Annotated in this window: 11 protein-coding genes; all 11 read right to left on the bottom strand. The window is 53.3% G+C overall.

The genetic code is table 11. The features are described 5' to 3' along the window. Positions 1 to 159: 159 nt before the first annotated feature. Positions 160 to 1,383 (bottom strand): peptidase U32 family protein, encoded by a 1,224-nt coding sequence (locus BM159_RS07475; RefSeq protein ID WP_093913626.1) that lies wholly within the window; start codon positions 1,381 to 1,383, stop codon positions 160 to 162. Between the two features lie 11 nt (positions 1,384 to 1,394). Beyond that, positions 1,395 to 2,414 (bottom strand): endolytic transglycosylase MltG, encoded by a 1,020-nt coding sequence (gene mltG, locus BM159_RS07470; protein WP_245763674.1) that lies wholly within the window; start codon positions 2,412 to 2,414, stop codon positions 1,395 to 1,397. Between the two features lie 107 nt (positions 2,415 to 2,521). Further along, a complete protein-coding gene (locus tag BM159_RS07465; protein WP_177205958.1) occupies positions 2,522 to 2,911 on the bottom strand; it encodes a DUF1292 domain-containing protein in 390 nt (129 codons plus the stop codon). A gap of 73 nt (positions 2,912 to 2,984) precedes the next feature. Continuing rightward, the gene (locus tag BM159_RS07460; protein ID WP_143089409.1) at positions 2,985 to 4,604 is read right to left on the bottom strand and encodes an AsmA family protein; all 1,620 of its coding nucleotides are present in this window, start codon (positions 4,602 to 4,604) and stop codon (positions 2,985 to 2,987) included. Positions 4,605 to 4,620: 16 nt separating this feature from the next. After that, the gene (gene ruvX, locus BM159_RS07455; RefSeq protein WP_093913623.1) at positions 4,621 to 5,058 is read right to left on the bottom strand and encodes a Holliday junction resolvase RuvX; all 438 of its coding nucleotides are present in this window, start codon (positions 5,056 to 5,058) and stop codon (positions 4,621 to 4,623) included. A gap of 15 nt (positions 5,059 to 5,073) precedes the next feature. Next, entirely contained in the window at positions 5,074 to 5,331 is a 258-nt protein-coding gene (locus BM159_RS07450) for an IreB family regulatory phosphoprotein (protein ID WP_093913622.1), read from the bottom strand. Positions 5,332 to 5,598: 267 nt separating this feature from the next. Next, the gene (locus BM159_RS07445; RefSeq protein ID WP_093913621.1) at positions 5,599 to 9,204 is read right to left on the bottom strand and encodes a UvrD-helicase domain-containing protein; all 3,606 of its coding nucleotides are present in this window, start codon (positions 9,202 to 9,204) and stop codon (positions 5,599 to 5,601) included. Continuing rightward, positions 9,197 to 12,262, bottom strand: coding sequence for a PD-(D/E)XK nuclease family protein (locus BM159_RS07440; protein WP_093913620.1), 3,066 nt, complete (start codon positions 12,260 to 12,262; stop codon positions 9,197 to 9,199). Before BM159_RS07440 ends, BM159_RS07445 begins: the two co-directional genes overlap by 8 nt. 96 nt (positions 12,263 to 12,358) lie before the next feature. Beyond that, positions 12,359 to 13,939, bottom strand: coding sequence for an AsmA family protein (locus tag BM159_RS07435; RefSeq protein WP_093913619.1), 1,581 nt, complete (start codon positions 13,937 to 13,939; stop codon positions 12,359 to 12,361). A 22-nt stretch (positions 13,940 to 13,961) separates the two neighbouring features. Continuing rightward, a complete protein-coding gene (locus tag BM159_RS07430) occupies positions 13,962 to 15,287 on the bottom strand; it encodes a replication-associated recombination protein A (protein ID WP_093913618.1) in 1,326 nt (441 codons plus the stop codon). A gap of 120 nt (positions 15,288 to 15,407) precedes the next feature. Next, entirely contained in the window at positions 15,408 to 16,241 is an 834-nt protein-coding gene (locus tag BM159_RS07425; RefSeq protein ID WP_093913617.1) for a MetQ/NlpA family ABC transporter substrate-binding protein, read from the bottom strand. Positions 16,242 to 16,363: the final 122 nt, after the last annotated feature.

The following is a 16,363-nucleotide window of genomic DNA, read 5'->3' as shown; positions in this document are numbered from 1 at the left end:
ACCTTTCATACCTTCTTTTACGATATAGCTTTTACGTTAATGATAGATAATTTTACCATATTATCGGCATTTGCGCCACCCTAAATTTAGGGCATTCGGCGGTGGAAAAAGCCTGACTTGCAATGCGGTAATCCTATGGCTCGGCATCCCGTAATTCCGTCAGTACATCCTTCGGCGCAGTATCGCATTGACCGGAATTTCTTCTTCCGCTTTGCAGGTGAAGACCATCTGCGGGTGCGGCACCACCGTAATGGCATCCCCTTCTTCGTTTCGCATTTCCTCCAGCACCAGCGTGCCCAGGCTGCCGTCCGGGCGGAACACTTCCAGCGTCTCCCCGGCTTTCATGTTGTTGCGTTGTTCTACGGTGAGCCTGCCCTGCTGCCAGCTGCGTACCAGCCCCGTGAATTCGTGGCTCTGCAGGTAGGCGGATGTGGTATAATTCTGGGCGGTTTCATCCGGTTTGCCCAGGGCGAAACCGGTGGTGTAAGGCCGGTGGGAAACTTTTTCCAATTCGTCCAGCCATTCCTGTTTCACAGTGTAATGTTCCGGATCAGACCAACAGGCGTCCACGGCCCTCCGGTATACGCTGACCACGCTGGCGGCGTAGTGGGCGCTTTTCATCCGCCCTTCGATCTTAAAGCTGCCGATGCCCGCCTGCATCAGTTCCGGCAGATAGGCCAGCAGGCATAAATCTTTGGAGTTCATGATGTAGGTACCCCGTTCGTCCCCGGCCACGTCGTAGACTTCTCCGGGCCGGTTCTTCTCCCTCAGGCCAAACTCCCAGCGGCAGACCTGAGCGCAGGCGCCCCGGTTCCCGTCCCTGCCGGTCAGGTAACTGCTGAGCCAGCACCGCCCCGAATAGGAGATGCACATGGCTCCGTGCACGAAGGCTTCCAGTTCCACGTCTGTTTTGCTGCCAATCTCTTTCATTTCCGCAAGAGAAAGCTCCCTGGCCAGCACCACACGGCTGGCGCCCAGATTTTCCCAGGCTTTCACGGCCGCCCAGTTGCTGGTGTTCGCCTGGGTGCTCACGTGCAGCGGCATGCCGGGTAGAACTTCCCGGGCCACGGACCAGACCCCCAGATCCGATATCAAGAGGGCATCCGCCCCCGTATCCTGCAGGCTGCGCAGGTAATCCGGCAGCGCGTTGATATCTTCGTTATGGGCAAAAATATTTACGGTAACATAAACTTTTTTCTGTAAACTGTGGGCAAAACGGATGGCTTCCTTCATCTCTTCCGCCGAAAAGTTGCTGGCAAAAGCACGGAGCCCGAAAAGTTTGCCCCCCAGATACACCGCGTCAGCCCCATATAACAGGGCCATGCGGAGTTTTTCCATGTTTCCTGCCGGAGCTAACAGCTCCGGCTTCTGAAACTTTCTCATGTCGTTCCTTCTTACTTATTGTCGTCTTTGTGTATGTCTTCGATGGCCTTCAGGTGTTCCCCGTAGGTTTTGGTGAAACGGTGATGGCCGTCTTTCTCCGCCACAAAATACAGATAGTCCGTTGCTTCCGGATTCAGGCAGGCCTTAATGGCGCTCATGCCCGGCGAGGCGATGGGCCCCGGGGGCAGTCCGGGATTCTGGTAGGTATTGTAGGGACTTTTGATTTTGGTATCCGCTATGGTTACTTCTTCTTTCTGAGAGCCCAGCAGATACTGGATTGTCGTGTCCGACTGTATGGGCATGTAGATGTGCAGACGCTTCAGGAACACACCGGCGATGCGGGACTGCTCCTCCGGAAATACCGCTTCCAGTTCCACCATGGCCGCCAGATTCACTAGGTCACGCAGCCCCATGTTCTTTTCCCGGGCCTGGGCGGGAATGTTTTCTTTGTTCATTTCCGCGTTAAAGGTCCTCACCATGAGGGCCAGGATGTCCTTTTCCGACATGTCCGGATCTAAGTGGTAGGTTGTGGGGTAAATAAAACCTTCTGCCTTGAAGATCACGTCCGGGTTATTCGTCTCCATGTAAGGATAGGGCGTATAATTCCGGGCCGCTTCCTCAAACTTCTTGGCGTCTCCCAGGCCTTCCGCTTCCAGCTTGCGCCCGGTCTTCACTACATTGAACCCTTCCGGCACCGAAAATTTGACGCTGTAGGTCTGTCCTTTGGAGAGGATATCTACGATCTCGCTGTTGGACATACCGCCGATAATTTCATACCGGCCGGCTTCCAGCTTTCCGGCCAGACCACGCAGCCGCGCTTCCATGCGAAAGGCTTCCGGCGTCTTCACCAGATGTTTCTTGTGCAGCAGGTCGGCAATATCCGCGGTGGTCATTCCGGGTTTAATGGTAACCAGGTAGCGGTGCCCCCTGGCGAACTCCGTGTTGTTGCCGGTATAATACAGCAGCCAGTAGGCTCCCAGTCCCAGCATTAAGGTAAAGGCGAGCAATAATGGAATCAGTCGTTTAAACAAATCCATTACCTCCGTTGGTGTTTCAATTGTTATCTATGCCTTCGGAGCATAACGTGATGCCTGCCTCAGGCATCTCCTGCTCCGCAACATATGGCGTCAACACTAAATCAGGCGTCTAAAGCTTCGTAGGCAATCCTTGCTTTTTCAAACTCTTCATCGGTGGGAACCTGGATATCCACATCCCCGTTTGCATCTGTCACGATTTTCGCCAGGATGATGTTGGGTTCTTCGTCCTCGTCCTCTTCTTCATGGTCGTGTCCGCAGCCGCACTCTTCGTCATGGACGTGTGCATGGGCATGGTCATGACCGCAGCCGCACTCTTCTTCCTCTTCGGAGAAAATGGCCGGATCCACTTCCAGCAGGGCGACAAAGTCGTCCTTGCCGACTTTGAACTTGCTTTCTACCACAAAGCAATGATCCTGCCCGTCATCATCCGTAAATTCGTAGGTTTCAATGGTTTCTTCTTCCATTACTTCCGCTACATCTTTTTCTGTCATGATCGTACTCCTTATCTTTCACACTTCTTAATACTAAATTATGGATTTATGATTCATGCGGAATTAACCCGCCTTAAAACAAAGAAGAAGACAGTTTTTTCCCAATCCGGATCTCCGCTGCGTCTTTATCTCCCGCGGCCACCGCAATGCTGTATTTGTTGCGCCCCAGTTTCATCACCGCGTCTTTTGTGCCAAACTGCCCGTTCAGGATGACGATATTGCCTTCCATGTAACGCACTTCTTCGCTCCGCAAGTTGCCTTCCGTGTGGTAATACCGTCCGTTTTCCAACGCGAACGCTCCGTTGCCTGCAGCGGAATCCGCCCTGTCGGTGCCGGCAACCCTGGCCTTCATCCGCAACACCCCGGTGATCCGGTTATCTGTCATCTGGGCCGCGTCCAGATTGTTTCCCACCAGAGAGAACTGATAGTCCCCTGCTGCAGGAATTAGAAAACCATCCAGGGTAACTTTTGCCCCGGCGCTCATGGCCTCGGCTTTATGCAGCACCAGTTTGCCGGCATTCCAGACATAATTCCCGTGGAGACTGTTCATTTGCAGCGGAGCCGCGTACAGATAATTGCAGCTGAAGGTTCCTTCAATTTTCGGTTCCACGGCGGTGCCGGTCACCTTACCGGAGAATACGACGCTTGCATCGTCCAGGTACAATCCTTTGCTTAACGCTTGTGTTTTGAAATTGTTTGCCGAGAAAGAAAGGTCGAACACAGGGGGAAGCGGCGTTCCCCTGCCGCTTTTGATGGTGCCCTGCAGGGTCACAGGCATGCCTTTTACATTAGCCTGGACCGTCTGCAGTTCAGCCATGTCCCTGTCGGCGGTAAAGGTTCCTTCCCCATCGGTAAAAGGCAGACCGAAGAACTCGCCGGCCATGTTGCGGGGTTTCCCGTCAAGACGGATATGCCACCCGCCCCGGTCTTTGGAAGCCGCGATTTTTACCGTAGGAACGACACCGTCAGTGACCTTGATATGTTTCATGTCCGGATACATGGCCAGCACATCCGGTACCGGCGCGTTTTTAGCTTCCCCGGTCACCCGGGCGGAACCGTTTTCATAATCCATGTTCAGGACCAGGTCGCATTTTTCTTTGTTGCCCGTGGCACTGGCCCGCAGCAGCGGATACTGTTTAAAGGCCATCTGGGAATTGATCTTGTCCAGGCGGACTTTCTTACCGTTGGATACCAGATCCAGCTCGCCGTCTTTTACTTCGATCAGGCCCCGGAAACCGGTGGGGTTATCCGGTTGTTCCGGTTTTTTCCCCACTTCCTGTGCATTTTCCTGGCCCGCAAGCTTCAGCAGGTTTAACAGATCCAGCCCCTGGCCTTCTTCATAGACCCCGTAAAACTTCGGCCTGTTAAAGACGATGTTGGTCACGGCGCCAACGCCGGCGCCCTTGCGCAGCGCATCAAAAAAATTAACGGAAGCCGTGGCCAATGGCATCTCCATCTTCACGTCACCGTTAGGCGCTTTCCAAACAAGGTTCCGGATTTCCACATCGCCGGCAAAACCGGCATTGATTTTTTCATAGGTCAGCGTACCCGCTACTACGTTCTGCCGGGCCAACATCTGCTCGGCCATGCGTGAAGCCGCACCGCCGCCTGATTTAATAACAAGGGCAATGGCAATTAGTACTGCCAGAGCCCCCATCATGATAATTCTTTTCTTTGAAGAAATTCTTTCCACGTTTCTTCACCTTGTTTTATTGAGAGAACTTTTGGCTGCGCAGGTTTTTGCCGTCCAGATAGTTCTGGAGGATGACCACCGCGGCCATCATATCGATGACTTTGCGCCGTTTTTTCCGCTGCAGGTCCGCATCGATGAGTACGCGTTCCGCCGCTACCGTAGAAAGCCGTTCATCCCATAATACAACAGCAACACCGGCAAAGTGGCTGCGCAGCTCTTCCGCAAAGGCTTCAGAGAGCTTCGCCCGTTCGCCGATAGTCCCGTTCATGTTTTTCGGGTAGCCCAGCACGATTTCCCCGACTTCCCATTCGGCGATAAGCTCACCGATCCTGGAAAAATCCCGTTCCGGAGATGTCCTGCGTATGGTTTCCACCCCGTTGGCAATCAGGCCGGTCAGGTCGCTGACTGCCACGCCGATGGTACGGCTGCCCAGATCCAGAGACATACTTCTCATCTATTCACCGGCCTGTTATCGAATGGAAGCCAGATAACTTTCCAGCAAGGCTTCTACCAGTTCATATCTTTCATACTGGCGCAGCTTGTTGCGGGCATCTTTATGGCTTGTAATGTACGTGGGATCGCCGGACAGCAGATAGCCTACCAGCTGGTCTTTCGGGTTGTAGCCTTTTTCTTCCAGCGCCACGCAGACTTCACGGATTGTCTGTTCAACCGGTGCCTTTTCACGGTTTCTCTTAAACATCATGGTTTCCTGAGATACGTTAGCCATATTGATCACTCCTGTCTTTTCACTTATCGTATTTGTATTTTCGTGCTTTCACTTATCGTGATTGCACGAGTTGTGTCCGCTTTGTTTTTGCCTTTGATATGGTATCCAACCATATATATAGTCTTACACATATATATTGTACCACATTTTATATGGTATAAGGCGTTTTTCTTAAAGTTTTAACAAAAAATTTCCAAACTGTATAAAAACGGTTCCCTTATCAGTGTCCGCCAGGTCCGTTTTCAGCTAAACTTGTTCGTAAACGGTTCAGACGTCCTTTTTACACATGTAGGCAAAGGGGCACAGGAAACAGTTCTCCGTCTTAATGGCGAAATCTTTTTCCGTTTTCTTCTCCGCGATATCCCTGCAGACCTTCAGAATCTCCTGCCGGTAGTCTTTACCGGGCAGCGTCCATTCGCTCCGGTCCCGCAAATAGTGCAGCGAGGCTTTCGTAACGTTAAGATGCAGCGAGGCTTTCGTAACGTTAGAAGAAGGTTTGTGAATGATTTCGGACGAAGATTCCTCACCGGTTACGGAGTCTGCCTTCTCCCTGATCCGCAGCGTGTGTTCCAGCGCCATTTTGTACAGCGCCAGCTGCCAGGCGTATCCCCGGGAGACAATCTCTCCCTCAGCAGTTTTCTGAGGCGGTTTCCCCGACTTGTAATCGATGATTTCCAGGTTTCCGTTTTCCCGCTCCGCTACGGCGTCGATAATCCCGGTGACCGTATAGGTATACCTGTCATCCTGCAGCAGGGGCAGCCGGAATCTGTATTCCGCAAACCGCTGCTGCCGGGCAAAGGACTGATATAACCCGGAATGCAGATAAGCCTCCAGCATGGCTTCTGCCTCCGCTGCCAGATCAAAACGGCCGCCGGCGATTTCCCGGACTGCGTTTTCGTACAGATCATGCCATACCTGTCCGTCGTCAGCGTACTGATTTTGCATTCGCCATCTTGCGTATTTTTCCAATACTTTGTGGACCAGGGTTCCCAGCACATCCGCCGGTAACACTTTCCCCGCCTGTTGGCGGTTTGTTGACGGCAGTTCTGCCGGAGTCTGTTTTTCCCCCGCAAGTCTTTCATCGGTTATTCGTTCCGGCAAAGCGTCCGGAACCTGCTCTTCCGAAGGCGGTATATTTTCGATGACTCCGTAATAGTAACGGCGGGGACAGAGATCGTATTCTCTCAGGGAAGTAGCGGAAAACTCTGTCATGGTTTTGCCGCCGAATGAGTCCAGGGCTGCCGCCTTTTCCAACAGTCCTGACAGCTCCCCGTCCGAAATGCGTTCCGGCGGGGCAGATGCCGCCTGTTGTTCCACAGAAACCGTGGCACTCACCTTATTATCAGTGCGATTCAGTCCGGTATAATCTTTCGGCAGGCCCAGGTTCAGCCAGTTCAGCCAGTTCTTTGCGTCTGATTTCTCCTTCTTGATTTCTTTAAGACTTCCCGTCAGGATCAGCCGGTCTTTGGCCCGGGTCATGGCCACGTACAGCAGACGTTTTTTCTCTTCCAGATTATTCTCTGCGTTCGCGTCTTTAATCTTGTTCAGCAGGGGTCCCGCTGTGACGGATCCTTCCGGATTCCGCACGGAAATGCCCAGTCCCAGAGCCGGATGCCAGACCGCACGCGACTTATCTGCCCGGGATGAAATGTCCAGAAACGGCACGGCCACCACCGGGAACTCCAGGCCTTTGGATTTATGTACGGTCATCAGCTGGATTGCGCCCTCTGACACTACCGTAGCGGCTGCCTCCCGGTCCTTTGCTTCCGCCAGTTGCTGAAGCCGCGCGGCAAAATCCTGCACGGTACCCTGTTTCTGCGCCGCAAAATCGTGTGCCATCCGGTAAAACTTGCGCAGGTTCGCCAGCTGCTCTTCCCCGTTATCCTGTAAGGCCAGTATCGCTTCCGGATGCAGCAACCCGCGAATCTCCCGGCAGAAACCGGGCAGGTTCATGACAGCGGCAGACGCAGGCAGGGGGCGCAGCAGCGCCACCGCTCTGGCCAGCGTTGTATCTTCCCCGTTCCTGCCTTGTTCCTGTAGCAGGAAATCCCACAGAGATACGGCCGCCACGTTTTTCGCGGCCTTATCTATATTAAGTTCCGCCAGAGCGATGTGCAAACGGGTCAGCAGCGTATCGCTAATGCCCATGTAAACAGACCGGAGCACAGCGGACAGGTTCAGGTCGTCATGGGGGTTGACGGCAAAACGGAACAGGTTCAGCAGATCCCGGATCTCCGTCCTTTCAAAGAAGCCCCTGCCGTCTGTCACGGCATAGGGAACCGCCCGTTTCTGCAGCGCTTCGGTAACAGCGGCAATATGGGTCATGTTCTGTAACAGGACGGCCATGTCGGCGTAGGCGATCCCGTCCCGGTGCAGTTCGGCCAGCCGGTTTGCCAGCCAGGCGGTTTCCGACTGCCGGGCTTCCGCCAAGCCGGCTTTCGGCGCAGAATTGTCCTCTTTATAATGCTGCACAAACAGTTCCGGTATGCAGTCACTGTGACGGACAGCTTTTAACGCCTCGTAATATACGTCCTTTTCTTCATCGATGCCCATGAGGCCGGGGAACAGGTCGTTGCAAAGTTGAAGGACCGGCTCCACGGTGCGGAAATTATCGTTTAGGCGGATCAGTTCCCCGCCATTCTTCACGATTTCGTTGCGCACTCTGGCAAAGACGCCCACGTCGGCTCCGCGAAACCGATAGATGGACTGTTTGGCGTCCCCCACTACAAAGAGGCGGCGGTCTTTCAGCTCATCTTTGTTCCCGCCACACAAAAGGTAAACCAGCTGGCGCTGCCGCTCATTGGTATCCTGGAATTCATCCACCATGATGTACCGGAACTGCCTTCTGCACTTCGCCAGCACATCAGGATGGTGTTCAAGAAGTTCCAGGGCCTTCTCTTCCAGATCGTCAAACGAAAGCAGGCCGGCTTCCCGGAGTTTCTTGTCCAGATATCCCCGCATCTCCAGGAGATATTCTTCCCAGGACGGCGCCAGTGACCGGGATCTTACGCAGAGAGGATACGCGATGATACGTTCCAGAGCGGTTTTTAAGGCGGCAATTTCCTCTTTATTCGTGCCTCTTTTGCTTAGTCCCTGGCATAACGACTGCAGAAAATCCAGGTTTTCCTGTTTTGTAAGATTCTCTAATGCATGCTGCAGATTATCTACATTATTTTCCAGTATTTTCCGGTTACCCGGTGTACATGCTGTCAGAAACTCCGGAGTTACAACATGACGGAGACGGCCGGCTTCCTGCACTATCTTTGCCAGTTCCTCGTCGTATTTTGCAGTCAGTCCGCCTCTGGCAAAGAAGAATCCTTTCTGCAAAAGACTGAGGGTCTGTTCCTGCAGGCTGCGGCTTCCGTATTCGTCACAGAGAAGCGCCGCCGCCTGATTCTGTTCATGCAGCAGACGACGAAGATGGTTTCTGACTTCCGTTACCAGAAAATCGTTATGATCCCGTTCTTCCAGCACCGTAAATGCAGGATCCAGGTCGCTTTCCACCGGGTTGGCCCGCAGGAGACTGCTGCACAGGCCGTGTATCGTGCCAATCTGGGCATGGGTCAGGTCTTTCAGCTGTCGCTTCCAGTAGATCCGTTGCGTCTCCTCCTGACAATCTTTGCAGATTATTTCTATTTCGTCACGTATCCTGTCGCGCATTTCAGCGGCAGCCTTCCGGGTAAAGGTTACGGCCAGGATCTCCCGGGGCAGCACCGTGTCTGCCGGCGGCCGGAGCCCCAGACCGAGGATGTAGAGAAAGCGCTGCACCAGCACCCTTGTTTTACCGCTGCCGGCGCCTGCCGACACCGCCACATTGGTATCGATGCAGTGAATCGCCCTGTCCTGAGACGGTGTTAATGAAAACTCAGCCATTGGGGTCCTCCTCTTCCCGGTTCCGTGTCAGTACACGAAATCGGCAAATCTCCGCCGCAGGGCAGTTTCTCTCGCAGTCTTTCGACGGGGTCGGACTGAAATCGCCTTCCCTCATGTGGTCCAGCATGTCTCCCAGTACGCGCTGCAGTGTTGCCTGCAGGTCTTCCATATCCGTAACGGCTGTTGCAGTGCCGTTTTCGTCTTTTGCTTCCGAAAAGGTTTTCCAGGGAACCGTATCCGCCGCTGCCGGAAACATAAAGCTTTCTTTGCGTTCCGCGTCTTTCAGGCTGTAATAGCCGCCGCCGGCAACGTTGCCTCCGTTTTGCATTGCTGCTGCAAGGAGATACAGGGGCAGCTGCAGGTCCGTATCCGCAAACGCTTTTTTGTTCGGCGTGTCGCCGCTCTTGTAGTCCGTAATGAAATAAGCGTCCCCGGCCCTGTCGATGCGGTCGATCTTCCCGTTCAGATAAATGCGGCGGCCGTTAATATCCAGCGTGAACTCTTCCTTACCCTTTTTGCCGAAGGACTGTTCCGTGGAGACCGGGCGCCATTCCCCCTGCTCACTGTAGGCAATTTCGCTGCGCAGCCACCGCTGCAGCAGAATCCGCTGCTGTTCCTTATCATGCTGCCAGAAATCGCCCGGATAGAGCCAGCCTTTATCCGCGTATTCCTGACAGACTGTATCAAAAATTTCATCCAGTTCCTGTTGCAGTTCCGCATGCTGTGCCTGCAGCAGTTTTTCTCCCAGATGCCGTCCGATAAATTTTTCCAATACCCTGTGCAGCAGACTGCCCCGCTGCATGGGATCCATATCTTCTCCCGCTGCCTCCGCTGCTTTCTGCTGCCAGACATAGGTAACCAGAAATTGGAAGGGACAGCTGCGGTAGGTTTCCAGTTTGGATGCGCTGAAGCGGTCGCCAATCTGACGGCTTATCCGCTGCAAAAGCGTTGCGTCGTCCGGGTTGCCGTTCCAGCCCGCTGCCTTTTGCAGGCGTTTCCGGTCACTGCCGGCACTCTCTGCCAGTCCCGGTTCCAGCTTCTTAAGGGCCTCTGTCTGTCCATCCCTGGCCAGCGCTAGTTCCAGTTCCTCCCGGGACAGGCTGTCCGCCGCCGCAGTTTCCGTTGTTTTCACCTGCACTTTAAGGTCGGTAAAAAGAGACAGTATCTCCGCGATATAAGGCGACGCGTTATGCTCTTCATCCGCGTAAAAGGTCAGAACCAGCCGTTCTGTGGCTGCGGCGCAGGCGTTCATAAAGAAATGGATGTCCTCGCCGTATCCATCCGCCGAAGAAGGCAGCGTAATTCCCAGTACCGCAAGGTCAGTGCGTTCCCTGTCATCGTAAATCCAGTTTTCATCTTTATAAAAAGGAAATTCATTTTCCCGGAGTCCCAGGACATATATCTGTTTAAAGACCGCGTCCTCCAGATTGACCGCGGACAGGAAGGCGATGCCTTCCCTGTTTTCCGGCTGCAGCGAAAAGGACATCTTGCCGGCCGCATCCGCCAGCGCTTCAGCAAAGCCCGCACAGTCTGTCGTTTGCCTGGCGGACCGGCAGAACCGGTAATCCTGTGGCATTTTCTGCAGAAGGGAAAAGATCTCCCTGCAGGCGCAGACCATGTTTTTAAAGCCGGCCAGCGTTATCTGCCCTTCCCGGTACAGGCGTCCCGCTTTTTCCGGTATTTCTGTCAGGGACAGGAGACGGCCGGTGATGTCGCAGTAATCCTGTATGGTGGTTTCCGCCGGGATGGCCTCGATTTCCTGCCACAGCTGCCGCAGTCCTTCGCGGCCTGTTTTCTCTAGTACATCTGCCAGGAATTTTCTGTAATCTGTATAATAGTTAGTTTCGGCAAGCTGTATCACTGTTTCCGTAGACAGTTCCAGAACGATTTTTTGCAGGGGCTGGGTCAGAAAACCAATCCAGCTTTCGGCTTTTTCCCTTCCGTACAGGGAGGCGGTTTCCAATATGGCCGCAACAAAACGAAAAACAGGGCTCGCCGCCAGGGCTGCACTGTCTTCTGCCTGTATCGGGATCCCGTATTCATCACATAAGTCCCGTATTCCGCTGTATTCTTCCATGCGGCGCACTACCACAGCAATTTCGGAAGGTTTTATTGTTTGGCCGCGAAGCTGCTGCTTGATCTCCCGCAGCACCGCCCGCATTTCTTCGTTTTCATCGGGCAGCTGCCAGATTTCGATGCCCGGATCCGCAGGAGCCGGCTTCATCCCCGGGTTCCGCAGGTTCCGTACGATATGACGCAGTGAAGCAGCCCGGCCGGATACCGGAACAGCAGGCAGCCGTTCCTGTTTGGCATACTGCATCAGGTCGCCGTAGGTGAACTCCACCGCCCCGTACAGTTCCGGCCGACCGGATTCATAGGGCAGCGCGATCCATACGTCGCAGGTCTGGCTGAGCAGGCGGATGATCGTCAGCTGCAACGCGTCAAACCGGTAAAAGCCTGTAAAGTAAAGGGTTTTCCATGTTACGGCGCCGCCGGCTTTCCGCAGTGCGGCCAGTTCTTCCGCTGCCACCCGGTAAAGTCCCGCCATGTCATAGATATTGTTCTGAATGAGGTAAGCAAGATATTCCCTGTAAATCTCTGCGATTTCCCGGTCTTTCTGCCGGTACGCCGGGGAGCGACCGTCCCAGTGGGCGAAGGCGGTGTCGATTTCTTCCGCCGTTGCGCCGCAGCTGCCGATTTGTTCCATCATAGAGGCCACCGACTGGACGAAGCCCTTTTTGCCGGCCAGCCTGCCAAAATACGGAAGCCGGCCTTTCTCCAGCAACCGGTCCAGTATATCCTGCAGGATCAGTTCCTGTGCTTTGCGGCTGATTCTCCGTACGACGAGCCTGTCGCGCAACTGCGCGCTGCACTGCTCCGCAACCGCGTTGGCCAGGGCGTCGAATGTTACTGCCCGGATGCCCTGCATACGGGTTTTCCCTACCAGCGCTTCCGAGGAGGCAACCAGCACCGTTTCTTCAAATTTCTGCTGCAGCGCCTTCTGATAAAAAACATCTGTAACGGTGCAGCCTGAAGGCACACAGAGTAAATGTAACATATTCCACCTGCCAGTAACTCAGGTTTTCCTTTTCAACTATCTGCTTCTTTAGCTGTCGGTTTTCTCAGCTTGCTGTTTTCTTACCTTTCGGTTTGCTTAGCTCGAGGCTCTCCTGGCTTTCGGTTTGCCCTTTGCCTTTTTTGGTTTATCCCGCTTCTCTTCCGGATTATAATGCTGATCTTGCGGTTTAACCTTATCTTCTTCCCGGATCGTAACATTTTTACCGGTATCCTGATCCGTCAAAATGATCTTCCCCAGATGCAGCTTACTGTTTACGATACTGAACGCATCCGTGCTGACTCTGCCGAAGGGCGTGTCGATGACTGCGTTATAAATGTGCAATTCTCTGAAGCGGTTGGTAAAACGGCCCTCCAGGCTGTTAAAAGGAAGGAGGCTGTAATGTCCTTTCCCGGATTTAAAGTCACCGTAGGCCAGTATATTTCTGGGATTCCCGTTGCACATCAGCATCAGGTTCAGGTCCACCAGGCAGGAGAAGCTCAGATCGTTTAACGCGCGCATACTCTGCAGTTTCGTTCCCTTGCCATATATATGGTATACGCGGCTATCGATATGATAATCTCCCCGGGCCTTCAGGTTCCCGCCGAAGACCTTCGCATTCACGTCGGTAAAGCGGAACAGACCGTTGGCATAGTTCACATCACCGATTACATCTGTAAAATTCAGCGCCGGAATATGCAGCTCTTTCATTTTGACAGTACCCCGGCCCGTTGGTCCGGTAACAGGGCCTTCCATTCTGGCCACTACCGTCATATTATCATGGACATTCATGCCAAAGCCCAGGGAGGAAGGATCCACATCCCGCAGCGAAACATCGATATCCAGTTCGGGATCCGCCGGTTTAAAATTAATGATGCCGTAGATGGACATGCCGCCACCCTGCATGGTTCCGCCGAATTTGCCGGTAGACAGGTCAATATGGGACATCCCTGTCGTATCTAATCCCAGTTTCATGTTAACATTATTCAATACATAATGACGTTTCAGGTAACGGGCTTCCAGCCGGCAGTCCTCTAACACGATTACTGTCCGCAGCCTGCGGCTGCCCAAATCAAAATTGATGCCGTCTTCATCATAAACATAGTCGTGGTCCTCGATCCATTCCAGTCCCGGATTCAGTTCCGAATCCTGCTTTGTATCCTGTTTTGTATTCTGTTCTGTCTTCTTTTCCTTATCTTGTTTTGTTTTCTTTTCCGTATCCTGCTTTATTTCCGGTTTTTCTTTGGACTGCGCAACAGTCTGTTCTTTCTGATCCAGAAAATCCACCTGCATATTCTCGTTAAAGCGTACGGAAATTACGGCGTTTTTCAATGTCAGCTGCTGAATGGAGGTTGCTTTAAAATTACGGGTGATAACGTCCCAGAGACGCACTTGAAAGCTGCCTTCGGGAATCTGCAGGATCAGGTCACCGTCAGGTTCTTTCCATACTAAATTTTCAAAATTAACATCCCCGGTGATATGGGCCAAGAGGGATTCCACAGTTATAGTTCCCCGCAGCATGGTCTGCTTTTCCATTTCCCGGTTAAAGATGAAAGCTGCCCCACGTCTGGCAACCTGCACCAGGCCCAGCATAACAATAAGACAGACAATGACGAATGCGGCAGCCGCCGCAATACTGATTTTGTGCTGTTTTAAGAAGCGTTTCCCCGGAAATTCCATAATACTATATGTTCCCCTCTGATCAAATTTTCGCCCCGTGCTGCCGTTTCCACTCTTTGATCTGCCGCAGCCGTTCTTTGTACCGGGCCTCGAAGCCTTCTTCCGTGGGCTGATAGTAGGTCTTCCCCAGCAGGGTGTCCGGCAGGCACTGCATATTGGTCAGTTTATCCTCTGTATCGTGGGCGTACTGATAGCCTTTGCCATAGTTCAGGTTCTTCATCAGTTTTGTCGGCGCGTTGCGGATTACCAGGGGCACCGGCTCCGCAATCATGTTCAGGGCGTCCACCCGCGCTGTGTTATAGGCCACTTCCATGGCGTTGGACTTTGGCGCCAGGGACATGTACACCACGGCTTCCGTCAGGTGCACCGTGCATTCCGGCATGCCGATAAAGTGACAGGCCTGATAGGCGGCCACGGCGATTTCCAGAGCTTTGGGATCCGCCATGCCCACGTCCTCGCTGGCGAACCGTGTCACCCGGCGCGCCACATACAGGGGATCCTCCCCTGCTTCCAGCATCCGGGCCAGCCAGTACACCGCCGCGTCCGGATCGGAGTTGCGCATGCTTTTGTGCAGCGCGGAGATCAAATTGTAATGCTCTTCCCCGTTTTTATCGTAAAGCAGCGATTTTTTGGAAATGCACTGCTCCAGTATCTCTTTGGTTACAACGACTGTATCACCCTGCATGTCCCCGTTCAGTATCACCATCTCCAGGGTGGAAAGGGCTGACCGGGCGTCACCGTTGGCAAAATTGGCGATTAAGTTCAGCAGATCATCCGAAATTTCGATTTTCTGCCCACCGAAGCCTTTGGGGCTTTGCAGGGCGTGCTTCAGCATCTTCAGCAGATCATCCGCCGACAGGGGCTGCAGCACGAACACGCGGCAGCGTGACAGCAACGCGCCGTTGACTTCAAAGGACGGGTTTTCGGTAGTTGCGCCGATAAGGATAATACTGCCTTTCTCCACAAAGGGAAGAAACGCGTCCTGCTGGGCTTTATTGAAACGGTGGATCTCGTCCACAAACACGATGGTACGCTGGCCAATCTGCCGGTTCTTTTCCGCTTTTTCCATGACGATACGGATTTCTTTGATACCGCTGGTTACGGCAGAAAAATTAATGAACACCGACCGGGTCATCCGCGCGATGATCTGGGCCAGCGTAGTCTTCCCCACACCGGGCGGGCCCCAGAAAATCATGGAGGAGATCCGGTCCTGCTCGATCATGCGGCGCAGCACCCTGCCCCTGCCCAACAGATGCTCCTGCCCAACGTATTCATCTATTGTTTCCGGCCGCATACGGGCGGCCAGGGGCTGGCTCACAAGGTCGTCAAAAATGCCTGCCTGTTCCATAGTCGTCGCCTCATTATCTTACAAATCATCAAAACAACTGTTCGCATTTCATTTTATCATATTCATAAAAAAAAGTAAAGGAAGTGCTGAACGATCAGCACTTCCTTTTAATGTCTGTTATCAGAACGCAGGAACGACCGCGCCTTTGTATTTGTCTTCAATGAATTTCTTCACTTCGGGGGTCTTCAGGGCCTTGGCCAGTTTCACCAGTTCAGGGCGTTTCTCGTCGCCGGTGCGTACCGCGATAACGTTCGCGTACGGGGAATCCTTTTCAATGAACAGGGAATCTTTCACCGGGTTCAGCTTAGCTTCCATGGCAAAGTTGGAGTTGATGACCGCCAGGTCGGTGTCGTCCAGGGCACGGGGCAGCGTAGCGCTTTCCACTTCAATGATCTTCAGGTTTTTGGGGTTCGCTGCCAGATCGTTAGGCGTTGCGGTAATGCCCTTTCCGTCTTTCAGTTTCAGCAGGCCTGCTGCTTCCAGAAGCATCAGGCTGCGGCCGCCGTTGGTCGGATCGTTGGGGATTGCCACTTTGGCACCGTTGGGCAGGGATTTGATGTCTTTGAACTTCTTGGAATAGCAGCCCATGGGTTCGATATGGACCTTATCCAGCACCGTCAGTTTCAGGTTGCGTTCCTGGCAGGTTTTCTCCAGGAACGGAACATGCTGGAAGAAGTTGGCGTCCAGTTCCTTATCCGAAAGGGACAGGTTGGGTTTTACATAATCCGTAAACTCGATGACCTGCAGGTCTACCCCTTCCTTGGCCAGCTGCGGTTTTACGAAATTCAGCAGTTCCGCATGGGGCACCGGGGTCGCCCCGACTTTTACAACGACTTTTTTGCCGCCGTCTTTGGGAGCATCCGTTGCAGCCTTTTTTCCGCCGTCACCGCCGCAACCCAGCATCAGCATGGATGCCATTGCTACAGACAGAATACCGTAAATAAATTTTTTCATGTTTCCCACTCCTTCACAAAATAAATCTGTCGTATGTGGTTCAGGGAAGCGCCTGTAAAAACGTCACCGGGACAAGCTTTTCAGCACTTTCCTAAATTATACCCATCCGATAGGAATATATT

Origin of the sequence: Succiniclasticum ruminis DSM 9236, assembly GCF_900112895.1 — a bacterium.
Lineage (GTDB): Bacteria > Bacillota > Negativicutes > Acidaminococcales > Acidaminococcaceae > Succiniclasticum > Succiniclasticum ruminis.
This window is presented reverse-complemented; position numbering and strand designations above follow the sequence as displayed.

Excerpts from the sequence above, each read along its gene's own strand:
- BM159_RS07475 (WP_093913626.1), bottom strand. The coding sequence starts at position 1,383 with ATGAGAAAGTTTCAGAAGCCGGAGCTGTTAGCTCCGGCAGGAAACATG.
- BM159_RS07465 (WP_177205958.1), bottom strand. The coding sequence starts at position 2,911 with ATGACAGAAAAAGATGTAGCGGAAGTAATGGAAGAAGAAACCATTGAA.
- ruvX (WP_093913623.1), bottom strand. The coding sequence starts at position 5,058 with ATGAGAAGTATGTCTCTGGATCTGGGCAGCCGTACCATCGGCGTGGCA.
- BM159_RS07450 (WP_093913622.1), bottom strand. The coding sequence starts at position 5,331 with ATGGCTAACGTATCTCAGGAAACCATGATGTTTAAGAGAAACCGTGAA.
- BM159_RS07445 (WP_093913621.1), bottom strand. The coding sequence starts at position 9,204 with ATGGCTGAGTTTTCATTAACACCGTCTCAGGACAGGGCGATTCACTGC.
- BM159_RS07440 (WP_093913620.1), bottom strand. The coding sequence starts at position 12,262 with ATGTTACATTTACTCTGTGTGCCTTCAGGCTGCACCGTTACAGATGTT.
- BM159_RS07435 (WP_093913619.1), bottom strand. The coding sequence starts at position 13,939 with ATGGAATTTCCGGGGAAACGCTTCTTAAAACAGCACAAAATCAGTATT.
- BM159_RS07430 (WP_093913618.1), bottom strand. The coding sequence starts at position 15,287 with ATGGAACAGGCAGGCATTTTTGACGACCTTGTGAGCCAGCCCCTGGCC.
- BM159_RS07425 (WP_093913617.1), bottom strand. The coding sequence starts at position 16,241 with ATGAAAAAATTTATTTACGGTATTCTGTCTGTAGCAATGGCATCCATG.